Here is a 16,359-nt window from a genome sequence, read left to right on the forward strand (position 1 = left end):
CCACCCCTGCCACCAGGGCCGTACCGTCGTGCGTCAGCTGTGGGCCGGTTCGATTCCGGTGATCTGAAGTTCCCGGCCGCTGCGCAGCGTCGGGGCGGGCCGGTCGCAGGCCGGGCACCAGAAGAACGGTGGCATGCCCACCGCGAACTCCTCGGCGCACGGCTCGCACCAGGCGCGGGCGGGCACCTGCTCGACGACCAGCCGCGCCGCGGCGAGGGCGGTGCCGTCGCGGGCCACCTCGAAGGCGAAGTCGAGGGCCTCGGGCACGACGCCCGCCAGCTCGCCGACCCGTACGGTCACCGCCGAGACGGAATGTGTCCCGTCCGCCCGCGCCAGTTCCCTGGCCTGTTCGACGATCGCGGTCGCGATCGACAGCTCATGCATGCGTGGCCCGGAGGCGGTTGCGGGGCCCGGGGCGGAAGCCGGCCATGCGCCACAGCCGGACCTCCCGCACGATTCCCGGGAACTCCGCGATCAGCAGTGCCAGGGCCGCTCCGCCCAGCACCGCCGCCTCCGCGATCAGAATCCGTTTGGCGTTCATCGCCGCTCCCTGCTCGCTCGTGTTCCTCGTGCCGTACCCGTCCGCGGGGCTCAGCCCGGGGAGATGCTCGGCATGCTCTCCATGACCCTGTTGTGCCGCTTCCAGTGGACCCCGGTGGAGCGGCGCGCGTCGGCCGTGCCGTCCGGGTGATGCCCGGCCTGGTGGTGACGCGGGCCCCGGTTGCCTTGGTGGAGGCCTCTCACGTGAGTGGGCGTACTGGGCTTCGCCTGGGGCCTGCCGACCTTGATCGTCCCCATGCCGTGCTCCTTTCCCTGGTGTTCCGCCGCCGCGTCGCGGTGGCGGCTCCTCTCGCCGCGCCGGTCACGGTCGTTCGGCCAGCCCGGCGAAGAACTCCTCGACGGCGGGCCAGACCCGGCCGCCGCCGGACAGCCCCCGCCACTCCCGGCGGACGAGCGCGACCAGCCGGAAGCACTCGTCGACCGGCACGATCCAGTGGTGCCGCAGGTTCCGGGCGGTGTTCACCAGCAGCGCCTCGACCTCGGGTACCACGCCCGCGAGATCCGGACACCGCCCCACCGCCTCCCGCCACGCCGAGGCGTCCACCTCCCACCGGGTGGCTCCCGCCGGACTCGGGTAGTGCGCGACGACCGTGCCGTCCTCCCGGGGCACGAAGAACGCCAGCCCGACCGGCACCCCGAGCGGCCCCGTCTCGACCGGCGGCAGCTTCACCCGCCGCTGCGGGACCAGCCGGTACTGGCCGTCGCCCGCCCCGTGCTCCGCGAACAGGATCGAGCACGCCGGGCAGGCGCACAACGCCTCCTCGCGGCCGGTGTCGTACAGGTGCCGGTGGTCGCCCGCGAGCGGCGCGGCGCACAACTCGCACCGCTCCTGCGGGCCGCCCGCCCGCCGGTCGGCGGAGGAGCGGATCAGCGCGGCCAGGGCACCGCCGGCGGTCACGTCGCCCCCTGCGACTGGGCGGGCCGACGCAGCAGCGAGTCGACGGGGACGAACGCGGGCGGCCGGGACTGCGTCTCCGGCACGGCCTCGACCGCCGTCAGCTCCGGCGCCGCAGCGAGCACGGCCTCCCGTACGGCTTCCTCGACGCCGGAGGACGCCGAGCCGCACCCGGAGCCGCAGCCGCCGGTACGCAGCCGCACGCGGGCGACCGGCCCCTCGACCCCGTCCAGGGCCACGTCGCCGCCGCGCTCCTGCACGGCGGGCCGCAGTCGCTCGACGGCGCGGGCGGCGCGGCGCTCGGGTGGCTCGGGGTGCAGATCGTGCAGCACCAGCAGGTGGCCGAGGAGTTCGTCCTCGGCCAGGCGCCGGGCCACGGCGGCGTCCGCGTGGTCCAGGACCCGGGCCAGCGCCTCGCCGTAGACCTCGGTGAGCGTGCGGACGGCGTCGACGGCCGTCTGCGCCATCGGACCGGGCGCGATCTGCACTTTCTCCAGCAGCTCGTCGATGCGGGCGATCCGCGCCGCCACCTCGCCGTCGTCCAGCCGTGGGGCCGGCCCGGCGCCGTCCCGCGGTGCCGCGACCGCCGCGCGGCCGGGCTCAGCCATGGGACGCCCCGTAGGTGGGGGAGTGCATCGTGGTGAGCGTCTTCCCCTTGCCCAGGTACATGTGCACACCGCAGGGCAGACAGGGGTCGAAGCTGCGCACGGTGCGCATGATGTCGACGCCTTTGAAGTCCTCCGGCCCGTTCTCCTCGAAGATGGGCTGGCCCTGGACGGCGTCCTCGTACGGGCCGGGGGTGCCGTAGCTGTCGCGCGGGCTGGCGTTCCAGGGGGTCGGCGGGTACGGGTGGTAGTTGGCGATCTTCTTGTCCTTGATCACCAGATGGTGCGAGAGGACCCCGCGCACCGCCTCGTGGAAGCCGACGCCGATGGCCTCGTCGGGCACCTCGAAGTCCTGGAACACCTTCGTCTCGCCGGCGCGCATCATCTGCATCGCCTCCTCCAGGAACTGGAAGGCCATGGCCGCGGCGTAGGCGACGAAGTAGGGCCGGGCGCGGTCCCGTTCGATGGTGTTGTTCCACTTCGGGATGTGCCACTCCAGTGTCGTCTCCGGCAGCTTCTCGCTCTTCGGCAGCGAGATCCGCACGCTGTGCCCGGTGGCCTTCACGTACGGGGTGTCGACCAGGCCGCTCAGGGCCGTGGACCACAACCGGGCGAGCGGGCCGCCGCCGGTGTCGAGGGCGAGGTGGGAGTCGCTGTCCTTGTGGTACCAGCGCGGGCTCATCACCCAGCTGTACTTGGCGTCGAAGTCGCGCTTCTGGGGCACCGGCACGGTGGTCTGGTTCCACGGGTGGCGCATGTCGACCGGGTTGCCGAGCGGGTCGTGGGTGACGAACGGCTCCTGGCCCTCCCAGTCCTCGTAGTAGGAACTGCCCAGCAGGATGCGCATGCCGAGGTTGATGTCGACGAGGTTGTTGGTGACCAGTTCGCCGTCGACGATGATGCCCGGGGTGACGTACATCGCCTTGCCCCAGTCGTTCATGTTCTCGTAGCGGTAGTCGACGACGGCCGGGTCCTGCCAGGCGCCCCAGCAGCCGAGCAGCGTGCGGCGGCGGCCCACCTCCTCGTAGCCGGGCAGCGCCTCGTAGAAGAAGTCGAAGACGTCGTCGTTCAGCGCCACCGCCTCCTTGACGAAGTCGATGACCCTCGTCAGGCGCGACAGATAGTCGGTGAAGGTGTTCGGCTGCGGCATCGTGCCGACGCCGGCGGGGTACATCGTCGACGGATGGACGTGGCGCCCCTCCATCAGGCAGAACATCTCGCGGGTGATGCGGCTGACCTTCAGGGCCTCCCTGTACACCTCACCCTCGAAGGGGTTGAAGGCGCGCATGACGTCGGCGATGGTCCGGTAGCCGTGGATGTCCCCGCGGGGCGCTCCGGTCCGCTCGGCGCGGGCCAGAAGGCTCGGGTTGGTCGCCTTGACCATCGCCTCGCAGAAGTCGACGAAGACGAGGTTGTCCTGGAAGATCGTGTGGTCGAACATGTACTCGGCGGCCTCGCCGAGGTTCACGATGTGCTCGGCCAGCGGCGGCGTCTTCACGCCGTAGGCCATCTGCTGGGCGTAGTTGGAGCACGTGGTGTGGTTGTCGCCGCAGATCCCGCAGATGCGGGAGGTGATGAAGCCCGCGTCGCGCGGATCCTTGCCCTTCATGAACACCGAGTAGCCGCGGAAGAGGGACGAGGTGCTGTGGCACTCCACCACTTCCTGGTTGGCGAAGTCGATCTTCGTGTAGATGCCGAGGTTGCCGATGATCCGGGTGATCGGGTCCCAGGACATGTCCACGATCTGTGGAGGTTTCCGCTCGGCGGCCCGGGTCCGGTCCTCGGTTGTGGTCATGTGCGTTCCTGTTCTCGCTGCTCGATGCGTCGGACGGGGGTGAGTGCCACGAGGGCTGTGGCCCGGCACGGGGTGCCGGGCCCCATGTCACGGGCGCCAGTAGGGGTCGTAACCGGACGTGAGCACCGGCTTGTTGTGGTGCCACTTCGGCTCGCGGTTGACGACGGCGTTGGTGATGCCGCGCATCCGCCGGATGAAGGCCCCGTAGGGCTTGACCATGAGGGAGGAGAAGCTGCCGCCGGGCGGCTCGTCCATGAACGGCATGAACGCGTCGGGGAAGCCGGGCATGGTGCAGCCGATGCAGATGCCGCCGACGTTCGGGCATCCGCCGATCCCCGCCATCCAGCCGCGCTTGGGCACGTTGCAGTTGACGACGGGACCCCAACAGCCCACCTTCACCTGGCACTTGGGGGAGTTGTAGTCCCGGGCGAAGTCGGCCTGCTCGTAGTACGCCGCGCGGTCGCAGCCCTCGTGCACGGTTTTCCCGAACAGCCACTGCGGGCGCAGCATCTGGTCCAGCGGGGGCGGCGGGGCGGCCCCGGCCGCGTGGTAGAGCACCCAGACCAGGGTCTCCATGAAGTTCTCCGGCTGGATCGGGCAGCCGGGGACGTTGACGATCGGGAGGCCGCCCTGCGACAGGAAGTCCCAGCCGAGGTAGTCGGCCAGGCCCATGCTGCCGGTGGGGTTGCCCGCCATCGCATGGATGCCGCCGTACGTGGCGCAGGTGCCGGCGGCGACCACCGCCCACGCCTTCGGGGCCAGCTGGTCGATCCACCAGTTGAGGGTCAGCGGTTCACCGGTCTGCGGGTCGTTGCCGAACGACGTCCAGTACCCGTCGCCCTCGATGATGTTCTGGTTGGGGACCGAGCCCTCGATGACCAGGATGAACGGCGAGATCTCGCCGCGGATCGCGGCACGGTACGGAGCGAGGAAGTCCTCGCCGCCGAGGCTCGGCGACAGCACCTTGTTGTGCAGGTTCACCTTCGGCAGGCCCGGGATGAGTCCCAGGACCAGGTCCTCGATCGCGGGCTGGCCGGCCGCGGTGAACGACACCGAGTCGCCGTCGCAGCTCATCCCCTCGGAAATCCAGAGGATGGTGATCTCGTCGAAGCCTTCGCGCGCCTCGGGGCGGCTCGGCTCGGTGGCAACGTCGTGCGTGCCGCTGTCGATGGTCATGTCGTGGGCCTCCGGTGCAGTCGGTCCCCGAGTCGGTTGGGCGCCGCGGCCACCGGCCCGGCGAGCGCGGGCGGACGGTCCTGGGCGTGAGGGTGCGGCCGGGCCGGTGCGGCCCGTCCGCCGCCGAGGCGGTCGTCGATCAACTCCTCGCCGTCGGGCAGCAGCTGCGCGGCGACCGGCGGATCGTCCGCTTCGCCGGCGTCGCACGGTCGGACAGCCCGGGGAACAGCCGGTCGGCGGTCCGCCGGTCCTGTGCCGGCATCTCAGGCCCGTCCATCGGACCCTCCTGTTCCCGGCCCGCCGGCCGGCCGTTCGGGCCGCTCCTGCGGCGGCCGTGATGGCTCGAGCGGCTCCGCCCGGCCCGCGGCGTCGGGGGGCACCAGGGGCTCCACGGGCTTGAGTTCGTCGGGCCGGAAGTAGTGGAAGCGGCCGTACCAGCCGTTCAGCTCGGCCGCGGGATCGTCGTCCAGCGTCACGGCGAGGTGGACGCTGCCGTCGACGTCCTGGAAGACGGCCGCGACCCGTGCGGTCCGCCCGGCCAGGAACATGTCCTGGGCGTCGGCACCCCGGCTGCGCGGGCGGAGCCGTACCCGGCTGCCGCCGCCCACTGGTACGCCGTCGACCGGCACCGTGTCGGTCGTAGGGGACACACCGTCTTCGGCGCCCTCCTGCCACCATGCGGGCCGGTCGGCCGTGGGGGCGGAGGCGAGCCCGGGGGAAGTCGTGGGTGCGGCGGCCGACGACAGCGGGGCGGGCTCCGGCGGCCCGGCCGGGGTCAGCGAGCGGATGGTGCCGTGCAGCCGGGCGAAGACCTCCGGCGGCATGGTCTCCACCCGGTCCAGGATCTGGGCGGCACGCGGGTCGGTGGCCCGCGCCTCGCGCTTCTCCTGGTCGGTCAGCAACAGCGTGCGCAGCGTCAGGATCTCGTCGATCTCCGCGGCGTCGTGCAGGTCGCCCGGGCTCTCCGGTGCCACCTGAGGGTGGTCGGGCAGGATGATCGGCGAGGAGATGAGGGAGGGGCCGCAGGCCCCGTCCCGGGCGCCTGCGGCGGTCTCGGGCGGTGGTCCGCCGAGGACGGGGAACGTGAACGCGTTCTGGCACGCTCGGGCGTGTCCGAGCAGGTCCGCCGGCGGGTCGATCAGCGAGACGAACTCCACGCCGTCGCCGCCGACGAGCGTGTGTGTGGCGATGAGCGCGCCACGCAGCGCCTCGTCGCGAACGGCCCGCGGGTCCGGCGCCGGTCCCGTGTTCTCGGTACGGATCCGAAGACGGCAGACCTCGTCCCCGATCCGCTCGGCGACGACGGTTGTGCTCGCCCGCACGGCGGCGCGCTGCCGCACTACGCGCCCAGCGCCCCCGAGGAGCCCTTCCCTCTCCTCTCCGCCGGGCGCACCGACCGGAAAGACGGACTCCTGCCCCAACAGGTCCTGCAGGCGTACGACGAGGTCCGTCTCGCGCGGTACCGCCTCGTCGAACGTCAGGTGCACCGTGCTGTCGTCCGTGCGCAGCGACTCGACAGGACGGTTCCTGCCGTCCCGGTCGGCCTCCTCCACCTGCTTGTGCTGCATCTGCAGGTACCGCACCCGCACGCGCACCACCGCTTCCGGCTGCCGGACCCGCAGCAGGCACTCGGTCTGCTGGTACCACGAGTCGGCAGATCCCGAGAGCCCGGGAGTGACGGGGCCCTCCCGCTCCACCCACTCACGGGGGAAGAGCACGCCGAACTGCCAGCGCACCCGGTTCTTGGACGACGAGCGGCGGTAGGGGTAGAGCAGGTAGCCCTCGTACAGGACGGCGTCGGCGACCGCGCCCAACTCATCGAAGTCACGCCCCGGGCACTGCGGGAGCACGGCCGCACGCGCTGCTGCGACAGCGCATGCGACGTCATCGTCGACTCCGGCCTGCGGCATGCCGCCTCCTCCGATCGGTAAATCCGCCTGACTCCTCCCACACCATGACATTCCTCACGCATGCCTACCTGGCCAGCGCGGCGGAATTGGGCTCTTCAGGGGGTCCAGGGCACCCAGGTGCGCGCACTGCCGGAGAAGCCCCAGGAAGAGGTGGTGGGGCCGGGCCGGGGGAGCCGGGCCTATCGGCCCACGCCGGCATCCTCGTCGGCAGCGGCGTCGGCCGTGCGGACGGCGACCGCGGGTTCAGGAGCGAGGCGTCCGGCCACCACCACGCCGTAGAGCACATGGTCGAGCGCGACAACCAGCCGCCACAGCATCCGCCGCTGCTTCGCGTGCTGCACGCCGAGCACCGGAGCGAGGGCCAGCTCGAAACCGAGCCAGACCAGCAGCCCGTAAGCGGGCCCGGTCATCGGCATGCTGCGCAGGCGAGCCGGCAGCAGCCCGAAAACGGCACCGCCGGTGGCGCCGTAGGTCCAGTGGGTCAGTTCCGTGACCGCCTCCCGGCGGTGCTCCCGCGACCGCAGGACCCTGGCCGGCGCGTACTTCTCCATGATCGCCTCCGGCGGTGACTTCTCCTGCGGTGCAAGGGTCGCGGTGACCGTGCGGACCCCCGTCATCGCCATCGCGGCCACCAGCCCCCGGGCGCCGGCCCGGACAATGGCGGACGGGCTTCGATCTCTCTTGGCCATGGTCGTCCTCGCCTTCCTGTAAGGATTTCTGTAGCCAGGAAATCAGCGCGTTGACGATCGCGCGCTGGGGGCCGACGGGGCCTGGGCGCGTCGCGCAGGCCTTGCCCGCCCCGCGGCGCCCGGCGGACCAAGCCCTCGGGGGCGAGGTGAGGACGGCTGCGCTGTCGCTCGGCTGTCCGCTCTCGCCTCGAGCAGGCTGCGCGCGAGCTGAGCAGGGACCGTGCCGCCTGTCTGAGGAGTCAGGCCAGTTCACGCATTGCCTCGCCGATCGCCGTCACCCCTTCGGCGATGATGCCTGTCGGGGTCGCGGCATAGCCGAGGACGAGGCCGGGGCGGCCGGGTTGTTGCCGGTGCCATGACAGCGGCTGGCATTTCACGCCCCGGGCCAGGGCCGCGGCGGCGAGTTCGGTGTCGGGGACGTCGGGCACGTAGGTGAGGGTCAGGTGCAGGCCGGCCGCCGCGCCGTGCACATGTGCGCCCGGCAGGTGTGCGGTGATGGCGTCGATCATCGCGTCGCGGCGGCGGCGGTGCCGGCCGCGCAGCAGCCGCAGATGCCTGTCGAGGGCGCCGGACTCCATCAGATGGGCGAGAACGAGCTGCGGCAGCACGGCGTTGCCCAGGTCGGCGAAGCGTTTCGCGTCGGTGAGAGCGTCGCGGTAGCGGGGCGGCGGCACCATCCAGCCGATCCGCAGGGCGGGCGCGAGCAGCTTGGACACGCTGCCCATGTAGCAGACCTGGTCGGCCAGCAGTGCGCGCAGCGCGGGCACCGGCGGCCGGTCGTAGCGGTGTTCCGCGTCGTAGTCGTCCTCCAGGATCAGTCCGCCGTCCTGCGCCCAGCGCAGCAGCTCGCGGCGCCGCTCGCCGCTGGTGACCACGCCGGTGGGGAACTGGTGGGCGGGGGTGAGCAGGACGGCGCGCGCTGTGCTCGCGCGCAGCGTGTCGACGCGGATGCCGTCGTCGTCCACCGGTACCGGTGGGGTGGCCAGGCCTCCGTTCTGCAGGTGTTGGCGGGTGCCGAGGGAGCCCGGGTCCTCCACCGCCACGCCGTCGATGCCGTCTGCGCGCAGCACGGGGTGGAGCAGGGTGAGCGCCTGCGCGGTGCCGGCGACGATCAGCACCTCGTCCGGCTCCACCCGGATGCCGCGGCTGCGTGCCAGCCAGTCGGCGACGGCGCGGCGCAACCGCGGGGCGCCGCGCGGGTCGCCGTAGCCGAGGTGGTCGAGCGACAACTCGGCCAGCACGGCCCGTTCGGCACGTACCCAGGCCGCGCGGGGGAACGCGGCAAGGTCGGGCTGGCCGGGGGTGAAGTCGACGCGGGCGTGGGCCGCGCGCAGCGCATCGAAGACGTCAGCACCGGGCGCGCGGGCGAACAGCGTGCCCGCCCGGGCGCTCCGCTCGCCGCCGCCGTCGCGGAGCGGGCCGGGCGGCCTCGTCCGTGCGGGTACTGCGGGTGGCGCGAGGGGTGCTGCCACCACGACCGTGCCGCCGCGGCGGCGCCCCTCGACATGGCCGTCCTCCGTCAGTTGCCGGTACGCCTCGGTGACCGCGCCGCGCGACAGGCGCAGTTCGGCGGCGAGGACCCGGGTGGGCGGCAGTCTGCTGCCCACCGCCAGTCGGCCGTCCGCTATCGCCTGCCGCAGCCGCCCGGCCAGCCAGTCCGCCTTGCCGCCTGCGGGCGCCTCTCGCGCGTCCAGCTGCAGGAAGTCGGAGCCGTACACGGGCGACCCGCCGTCCGCCGGCACCGCTGCCATCCCGCCGCCCTCTCCGGTCCCGTTCCTGCTGCTCACTTGGCCCATCGTGTCATCGGCCGCGGTGTCACCCGAGCGTCGGCCGGACCCGGTCACCGAACGTGAACTCCGGTGTGGACGGGGTCAGGACGGCTGTGACGGGGTCGACGGCCCAGTGTGCGGCGAGTTCCTGGGCGAGCGTCTTCAGCAGCTCCGGTACGGCCTGTGCGCCGCCCTCGTGCATCGCCTCGGCCACCACGAGGATCCGGCTGGTGTGCTCACCGACCGCCGAGTGGCCGCTCTGCCGGTTGGTCCAGCGGCGGGCGTGGGCCCGTCCGGCGGAGTCGGCGAAGGTCACCTCGCCGGGCACGGGATGCTCGGTTCCGCCGCCGAAGGCCGTGTAGTGCTCGTCGCCGACGGCGTGGCGGACCTCGAGCAGCGGGCCCGCGATGCGGTCGGCGTCCAAGACCGCCACCGGGACGGCATACGCCACCGAGACGGCGTTGCACAGGTCGACCACCGGGTGGATGCGCGGCAGTGTTCCCTCCTTGCGCAGCCGCCGCAGCAGCGCCTCCGCGGCACACCGGTACTGCGTCGGCCTGAGCCCCATCCTGGCGAACGCCCGCCGCCAGGCGAGCACTTCGGGGAAGGTGCCCTCGGTGGCGCCGGCCAGCCGGTCCGCGGCGCGGGCCGTCCAGGCAGCCACCCGCTCGCCGGCGTCCGCGGCGGACCCGACGCCGGTGGCACACAGCGTGCCGGCGGTGAGTTCGGGATAGTCGCGCCAGATGGCGTCCGCGTGCCGGAAACGCATGCTCATGCCACCGCCAGCCGCGCGCTCAGGCCCACGAAACAGGTAGCGAACACCCCGCGGATTCCCCTTCTCAGCTTCGGCCGGGCCAGAACCTGACGGCGCACGGCGGCGGCGCACATCCCGTAGGCGGCGAAGACGACGAACGTCACCAGCATGAACACTGTGCTGAGCCGGAGCATCACACCCAGGGAGCCTGGTTCGCCCGCGGGGACGAACTGCGGCAGAAACGCCACGAAGAACATCGTCAGCTTCGGGTTGAGCAGGTTGACCAGCACGGCGGAGGCGATCACGCGGTTCGCCGGACGCGGCTCGGCCCCCGCCTCGACGACCAGCGCATCGTCATCGCGCAGCGTCGCCCACGCCATGTACAGCAGGTAGCCGACACCGAGGTACTTCACCACCTCGAAGGCGACGGCACTGGCATGCAGCAGTGCGGCGAGACCGGTGATCGTCGCCACCAGATGCGGCACGACGCCCAGCGTGCAGCCGAGCGCGGCGACCACACTCGCCCGCCGGCCGTGGGACAGCCCGGCAGCGAGGGTGTACACCACGCCGGTGCCGGGGGTGACCACCACCACGAGGGTGGTCAGCAGGAACGCGATATTCAACGGGACATCTCCACAGGGGTTCAACGCCAGGGCCTCTCACCGTGCCCCACCCATGGCCCGGCCGACAGGGCCAAAGAGCACCGGTGTGAGTGGTCCATAGCGGGTCGGGCCGGCGGGCCGAATCCCGGCGCAGGAAGTGTCCGTCCTGGGGGGGGGGGCTACTGGGTGGGTGGGAGACGGTAGACCGAGACGTGCGAACGCGCGTCGGCGGTGAACTCGGTGCCGATCCAGTCCGCGTGCCTGGACTCGAGCTCGAACCCGGCCAGCTGAGCCATGAGATCGAGTTCGGCCGGCCAGATGTAGCGGTGCGGGCTGCGCTCCAGCCGGGCCTGACGAGTGTCGTCGAAATGGAAGTGGTGCGAGACGACGTGCTGGTGCAGGACGTCGTAGGTGTCCAGACCGATGTAGCCGGGCTCGGAATGCCAGACGGTGGCGGTCTGACCGGGCGGGAGCTTGCGCAGCTCGGGTACCCAGAGCTCGATCACGAACCGGCCACCGGGCGTGAGATGGCGGGCGGCGTTGCGGAAGCACTCGACCTGCTCGGCCTGGGTGAGCAGGTTGGAGATGGTGTTGTAGACGAGGTAGACGAGCGTGAACGTCCCGGGGGCCACGGCGGTCGCCATGTCACCGACGATCACAGGGATCGTCGACTCGTCCGCTCTGGTTCGCAGTTGACGGATCATCGGCAGCGACAACTCGATCCCGGTGACGGGCACCCCCCGTTCGGCGAGCGGGACCGCCACACGGCCGGTCCCGATGGCGAACTCGAGCGCTGCTCCGCCGCCCGCGAGTTCAGCGAGGCGGTCCACCGTCGGCACGAGGACCTCGGGCGCGAACATGCCGGTGCCGGGTGTGTCATAGCGTCGGGCCGCCTCGGCGTCCCAGATCTCCTCCTGTGCCATGCCGCCAACGTTGACCTTTCGGTCTCGGCGATGTCCAGTGATTTCCCGGCGTGCGGATCTGCCGGCGCGCCCGAGGGACGGCCGGCGGGACCGGTGTTGCCTGACCGAACGCGTAACTGATGGGCTACGCTCCGAACCCGCCAGCACCCCTTGCCCCGAGCACCAGGAGAACACGGCATGACTCTCGAGCCCAGCGGCCGGCTCGTACGCACCCCGACGGGCTTCGACCTGATCCTCACCCGCACCTACCGCGCCTCCGTCGACGACGTCTGAGCCAGCGTGACCGAACCGGAGCGCACCGCCCGCTGGTTCGGCCCGTGGCGTGGCGAGGCGGCGCCGGGTCGCACCATCGAAGTGCAGATGGCGTTCGAGGAGTCGACGCCCTGGTGCCCGCTCGTGATCGAAGCGTGCGAACCGCCACACCGGCTCGCGGTCTCGATGGAGGACGAAGCCGGCTCTTGGTCGTTGGAGCTGCTGCTCGCACAGACCGAAGCCGCCACCGAGCTCCGGCTGGTCCACCACCTCACCTCCACGGAACACCTCGGCGCGACCGGCCCGGGCTGGGAGTACTACCTGGACATGCTCACCGCTGCGCGGACGGGCGCGCCCCGGCCCGACTTCCAGGACTACTACCCCGCGCAGAAGGCGTACTTCGAGTCCCTGGCCTGAGCCGCGGTCGGCGTCATGGCTGCCGGACGAGCTGCCACTCCTGCGAGCCGTCCTCGACCGCGTTCTGCAGGGTCAGCCCCGCGCCGTGGGACGCACCGGTCAAGTACACGTCGGTGTTCTTGACCGCCTGGAACTTGACGTATCCGTCGTCGGTCTCGATGACGTTCCAGCTGCCGGTGGCGCTGTTGTCGACCCACTGGCCGATCCTCTGTCCGACCGTCGCGTTCCCTGTCCAGATGGCTGCCGCGCGGCCTCCGGACTTGTTCAGCAACGTCGTGCCGCCCTGCGGCTCGGTCACCATGTGCCAGTACTGGGTGTCCTTGTTCGCCGCTGAGCCGGCGTCCTCAAGGCGGACGTCAGGAACGTCTCCGTTGCCGATGTTCGCGTCGTTGGTCTTGTTCCCGGTGCCGATCACCTGGCCGGTCTTTCGGTTCACCAGCTGGTAGTAGGCGCCCTCCGAGCGGCCGAGATCGACCTCGGCGTAGCGAAGCGTCGAGGTGTCCTGGTTGTTGAGTATCGCGATGCGGCCGGTGCCCGCGACGTACTGCAGGTTGCGGCTGTAGCCGGCCCGCGAGGTCGTCTGGTACTCCTTCCACACGCCGTCGCTGCGTCCGCTCTCGTTGACCCAGACATTGCCGCTGCCGGCGGCGTTGTACACCAGGCGCCCGTCGGGGAGCCGGATGATGACCGGGCTGCCGTTCACCGCGAGAGGACGCGAACCGGCGTCGACGGGCAACGAGGTGACGGGGTTGCCCACCGAGCCGCGGTAGAACCGCAACGGGTCGTCGGCTATGGCATACCGGGTGTTGGTCCCGCCGCCCCAGTACTCGTACGGGAGCAGCCACTTGCCGTCCGTCGTCGGGACGACGTTCGTCATGCCCGGCCGTCCGCCCCCGATCTCCGTCTTGCCGCCGCCCATGTCCTGGGTCAGGTCCGCGACGTCGACGACGGACTCGCTCCACTGCGCGCTGCGGCCGTTCCAGGACTTGTGGACGAGGATCTGGCCGTGCGAGTCCGCGGCGGTGTCGTTGTCCGGATCCAGCTTCGGCACACCGGTGACGGGATCAAAGCCGAGGTAGTCGTTCTCGTCGGAGTAGTAGCAGACGAGCTTGCCGTTGTGGACCATCAGGTACGGCTCCCAGAGGGGATCCACCTGCTTGTACGTGTTCGCGGCGGCGACGTTCCGGCCGATCGCGCCCGCGCTGCCGCCCTGCCAGCCGCCGGTGGCGATGATGTTGACGACGTTCCATGTCACGCCGTCGTCGGTGCTGGAGTACAGGGCGATCGCCATGTCACTGCGGTCTCCGTCGTTGGACGGCGTCCAGTTCGGGTCGGCTGCCTTGTGCTCCTTGTAGTAGTGGTCGTCGCCCGACACGACGCTCGCGAGGAGCAGCGTTCCCTTCTTCAGGTTGCCGACGTCCTGCGGAAGTACGTAGAGATACGGGTTCGTCCAGTTGCTGGTGTACTTCGCGTACCGAGGATGCCTGGACAGGTACGCCGGTGCCTTGACCTCCGACAGCGGCTGCCACGTCGTTCCGTGGTCGTCGCTCTTGTAGACGGGGAGCGTCTGTCTGTCGGCGCTTCCCGTCTCCGGGACGACGGTGGACTTCTCGAACGACGCGACCAGCCGTCCGCTCGGCAACTGCGCCGACTTCGGGTAGACCGCGCAGTTGCCCCGCCCTTTCAGGCACGGTTCATCGCCGAGCTGGTACATGATCCCGCCCGTCGGGTTGTACGCCTGCGCGCTGCTCATGGGCAGGGCCAGCATCGCTGATCCGGCGACGAACGTTCCCAGAGCTGTCCCAAGTCTTCTTCTCTGCATAACCCCTCCTCGGGGATGGCCACGGTGATGCTCACGAAGGTCGGATCAGGAGACGAGTACGCGTACGTCCCAGGCGCCGAGGTCCAGCGCCGTGCCCGCGGGGACGGACGTGCCGTTCAGGACGTCGGTCAACGCCATGGGGGCGGAGACACGAGCGGGCTCCCAGCTCCAGTTGTGGACGACGTGGACGCGGCGCCCGTCGGGGGAGGTACCGGTCGTCGCGGTGACCGATTCCGGGAGGTCACGCCAGCCGTGGCGTGCGGAGGGTGTCAGCCATGCCGCCAGCGCGCGGGCGAGGGCCCGGCCGGGGACCGTGCCGACGCAGGTGACGCGGCCTTCGCCGTGGCGGCGGGTGGTGATCGTGGGCCAGCGGCCGAAGTGCGGGTGGTCGTATGCGGCGAGGACGTCGGCGTCGGTGACGGTCAGGCCGTCGGCCCAGCGGGTGGCTGTCGCCTCCTGCGGCAGCCGCAGCGGGCTGCCGGGCACGGGGTTCACCGGGATGTCGCGCGCGAGGTTGCTGAACTCGTCGTACGTGACGCCCGCGGCCTCGGTGAGGCGTCCGGGTGCCGGTGCGAGGCGGGCCCTGGCCTCGTGGTCGGCGTAGCCGGTGCGCGGGCCGAGGAGCAGGTGGCCGCCCGCGTGCGCGTAAGCCGCGAGCCAGTCGAGCGTCGCGTCGTCTGCGATGTACAACGCCGGAGCCACCAGCACCGGGTGGCGGCGTGCGGCCGCCTCGGGGGTCATCCCCTCCCCCAGCAGCTGCCGGGCATGCACGATCCGCACCTGCCTGCCCGCGTCAAAGGCGCCCCGATAGAACGGATCGAAGATCCGGTGATACGCGGCCGAGTCCGGCCCCCCGTCGGGGGTCGCGAGCGGCGGGTACTTCTGCATGAGCCACTTGCTCGGCGTCGAGTAGACCATCGTGATGTCGGCGTCCGGCTCGAGCCCGGCGACGAGCGGGCCGACCGCCTCGAACTCGGCGCCCAATCGGGCGAGTTCGGCGTACGCGCGGCCCGGCTGGCCGCTGTGGGGGAGAACACCGCCCCAGTAGGTCTCGGCGCCGAAGCGCAGGGTCTGCCACTGCCAGTACTCGATCATCCGCGCCCCGCGCGCCACATGCGCCCACGCGGCCTGCCGCCACTGGCCGTCGTAGGCGGGGCGGTTGTCCCAGGCGAAGCCGATGGAGCTCGCGTTGGTCTCGGTGACCAGGAACGGCTCCTGGCGGGAGGAGAACATCCAGTCTGCGGTCTGGTACATCGACCAGACGCCGGTGGTCTTCCACTTCTGCTCGTGGTCGTCGGGCGTGGGATCGGGGAGCAGAAGACCGTCCTGCATGTCGTAGTACGGGTTGCCGGAGGCGATGTCGAGCCGGGCGGACAGCTCGTCGTCCTCAACTCCCTGGCGTGTGTAGGAGATGCAGGTGGTGACGAACTGCTCGGGGCGGACGTACTCGCGGACGATGTCCGCCTGCCAGCCGATGAACTCGGTGACCTGCCGGGCCTGGAACTCCCGCCAGGCGACGTCGTACTGAGGCTGGATGTTGCCGTCCGGGGTCCACAGGTCCGCCCACGTCGACAGGCGGTGCGACCAGTACACCAGGCCCCACTCGCGGTTGAGGGTCTCGACGTCCCCGTACGTGGCGCGCAGATGATCGACGAAGCGCTGGAAGACGCCCTGGTTGTGGAAGAGATGCAGGCCCGGTTCGTTGTCCACCTGCCAGCCGATGACCGCCGGGTGGTCGGCGTACCGGGCGACGATCTTCCGGATGATCCGCTCGGCGTGGAAGCGGAAGGCGGGGTGAGTGAAGTCCACCTCCTGGCGGGCGCCCCATCCGAGGCGCTGTCCGGTGGCGTACTCCCCGGTGATCTCCGGGTACTGGCGGGCCAGCCACGGCGGCACGGCGTATGTCGGCGTGCCGATGACGACGGAGATGCCGCGCTCGTGGGCGCCGTCGAGGACCGGCTGGAGCCAGTCGAGGTCGAAGCGCCCGTTCTCCGGCTCCCAGGTCGACCAGACCGACTCGCCCACGCGGATCACGGTGAAGTTGGCCTCGGCCATCAGGTCGAGGTCGGTCTTGAGCCGTTCGTCGGGCCGCAGTTCGGGGTCGTAGGCGGGTGTGTACTCGTGGTAGTACGCGGCGCCGAACAGGACACGGGCGGGTAGATCCGCCATGAAGGCAACCTCCGGGAAAG

16 protein-coding genes are annotated in these 16,359 nt (G+C 71.2%); 1 reads left to right on the top strand and 15 read right to left on the bottom strand.

Annotation, left to right across the window (positions count from 1 at the left end; translation table 11 throughout):
* Positions 1 to 33: 33 nt before the first annotated feature.
* The 13 genes from hypA to ACFV7R_RS27210 form a co-directional block, all read right to left on the bottom strand.
* Positions 34 to 384 carry a hydrogenase maturation nickel metallochaperone HypA gene (hypA, locus tag ACFV7R_RS27150; RefSeq protein ID WP_385267949.1) on the bottom strand — a complete coding sequence of 117 codons (351 nt, stop codon included), beginning with the start codon at positions 382 to 384 and terminating at the stop codon, positions 34 to 36.
* Positions 377 to 541 (bottom strand): hypothetical protein, encoded by a 165-nt coding sequence (locus ACFV7R_RS27155; RefSeq protein ID WP_385267951.1) that lies wholly within the window; start codon positions 539 to 541, stop codon positions 377 to 379. Before ACFV7R_RS27155 ends, hypA begins: the two co-directional genes overlap by 8 nt.
* Before the next feature lie 50 nt (positions 542 to 591).
* Complete coding sequence (locus tag ACFV7R_RS27160; protein ID WP_385267953.1) at positions 592 to 798, bottom strand: hypothetical protein; 207 nt, start codon at positions 796 to 798, stop codon at positions 592 to 594.
* Positions 799 to 862: 64 nt separating this feature from the next.
* On the bottom strand, positions 863 to 1,459 hold the full coding sequence (locus ACFV7R_RS27165; protein ID WP_385267955.1) for a DUF5947 family protein: 597 nt from the start codon (positions 1,457 to 1,459) through the stop codon (positions 863 to 865).
* Positions 1,456 to 2,064, bottom strand: a complete 609-nt coding sequence (locus tag ACFV7R_RS27170; RefSeq protein WP_385267957.1) for a NifU family protein — start codon at positions 2,062 to 2,064, stop codon at positions 1,456 to 1,458. The genes ACFV7R_RS27165 and ACFV7R_RS27170 overlap by 4 nt, the downstream gene beginning before the upstream one ends.
* The gene (locus ACFV7R_RS27175) at positions 2,057 to 3,856 is read right to left on the bottom strand and encodes a nickel-dependent hydrogenase large subunit (RefSeq protein WP_385267959.1); all 1,800 of its coding nucleotides are present in this window, start codon (positions 3,854 to 3,856) and stop codon (positions 2,057 to 2,059) included. The genes ACFV7R_RS27170 and ACFV7R_RS27175 overlap by 8 nt, the downstream gene beginning before the upstream one ends.
* An 87-nt stretch (positions 3,857 to 3,943) precedes the next feature.
* Positions 3,944 to 5,032 carry a hydrogenase expression protein HypE gene (locus ACFV7R_RS27180; protein WP_129803039.1) on the bottom strand — a complete coding sequence of 363 codons (1,089 nt, stop codon included), beginning with the start codon at positions 5,030 to 5,032 and terminating at the stop codon, positions 3,944 to 3,946.
* Positions 5,033 to 5,295: 263 nt separating this feature from the next.
* Positions 5,296 to 6,942, bottom strand: a complete 1,647-nt coding sequence (locus ACFV7R_RS27185) for a hypothetical protein (RefSeq protein ID WP_385267961.1) — start codon at positions 6,940 to 6,942, stop codon at positions 5,296 to 5,298.
* Positions 6,943 to 7,121: 179 nt separating this feature from the next.
* Positions 7,122 to 7,631: a hypothetical protein gene (locus ACFV7R_RS27190; protein WP_385267963.1), complete on the bottom strand. Its 510-nt coding sequence runs from the start codon at positions 7,629 to 7,631 to the stop codon at positions 7,122 to 7,124.
* Between the two features lie 239 nt (positions 7,632 to 7,870).
* Positions 7,871 to 9,382 carry a PLP-dependent aminotransferase family protein gene (locus ACFV7R_RS27195; RefSeq protein ID WP_385268188.1) on the bottom strand — a complete coding sequence of 504 codons (1,512 nt, stop codon included), beginning with the start codon at positions 9,380 to 9,382 and terminating at the stop codon, positions 7,871 to 7,873.
* Between the two features lie 64 nt (positions 9,383 to 9,446).
* On the bottom strand, positions 9,447 to 10,175 hold the full coding sequence (locus ACFV7R_RS27200) for a B3/4 domain-containing protein (protein WP_385267965.1): 729 nt from the start codon (positions 10,173 to 10,175) through the stop codon (positions 9,447 to 9,449).
* Complete coding sequence (locus ACFV7R_RS27205) at positions 10,172 to 10,777, bottom strand: LysE family translocator (protein ID WP_385267967.1); 606 nt, start codon at positions 10,775 to 10,777, stop codon at positions 10,172 to 10,174. The genes ACFV7R_RS27200 and ACFV7R_RS27205 overlap by 4 nt, the downstream gene beginning before the upstream one ends.
* A 158-nt stretch (positions 10,778 to 10,935) precedes the next feature.
* Positions 10,936 to 11,679, bottom strand: a complete 744-nt coding sequence (locus ACFV7R_RS27210; RefSeq protein ID WP_385267969.1) for a class I SAM-dependent methyltransferase — start codon at positions 11,677 to 11,679, stop codon at positions 10,936 to 10,938.
* Between the two features lie 279 nt (positions 11,680 to 11,958).
* Between ACFV7R_RS27210 and ACFV7R_RS27215 the strand changes: the two genes are divergently transcribed.
* Positions 11,959 to 12,348 carry an SRPBCC domain-containing protein gene (locus tag ACFV7R_RS27215; protein ID WP_385267971.1) on the top strand — a complete coding sequence of 130 codons (390 nt, stop codon included), beginning with the start codon at positions 11,959 to 11,961 and terminating at the stop codon, positions 12,346 to 12,348.
* A gap of 13 nt (positions 12,349 to 12,361) precedes the next feature.
* Here the strand turns inward: ACFV7R_RS27215 and ACFV7R_RS27220 are convergent, their stop codons facing one another.
* Positions 12,362 to 14,170, bottom strand: coding sequence for a hypothetical protein (locus ACFV7R_RS27220; RefSeq protein ID WP_385267973.1), 1,809 nt, complete (start codon positions 14,168 to 14,170; stop codon positions 12,362 to 12,364).
* Between the two features lie 45 nt (positions 14,171 to 14,215).
* On the bottom strand, positions 14,216 to 16,339 hold the full coding sequence (locus ACFV7R_RS27225; protein ID WP_385267975.1) for a beta-galactosidase: 2,124 nt from the start codon (positions 16,337 to 16,339) through the stop codon (positions 14,216 to 14,218).
* Positions 16,340 to 16,359 lie beyond the last annotated feature (20 nt).

The sequence above is a fragment of the Streptomyces sp. NPDC059866 genome (assembly GCF_042731325.1).
Taxonomy (GTDB): Bacteria; Actinomycetota; Actinomycetes; order Streptomycetales; family Streptomycetaceae; genus Streptomyces; species Streptomyces flavusporus.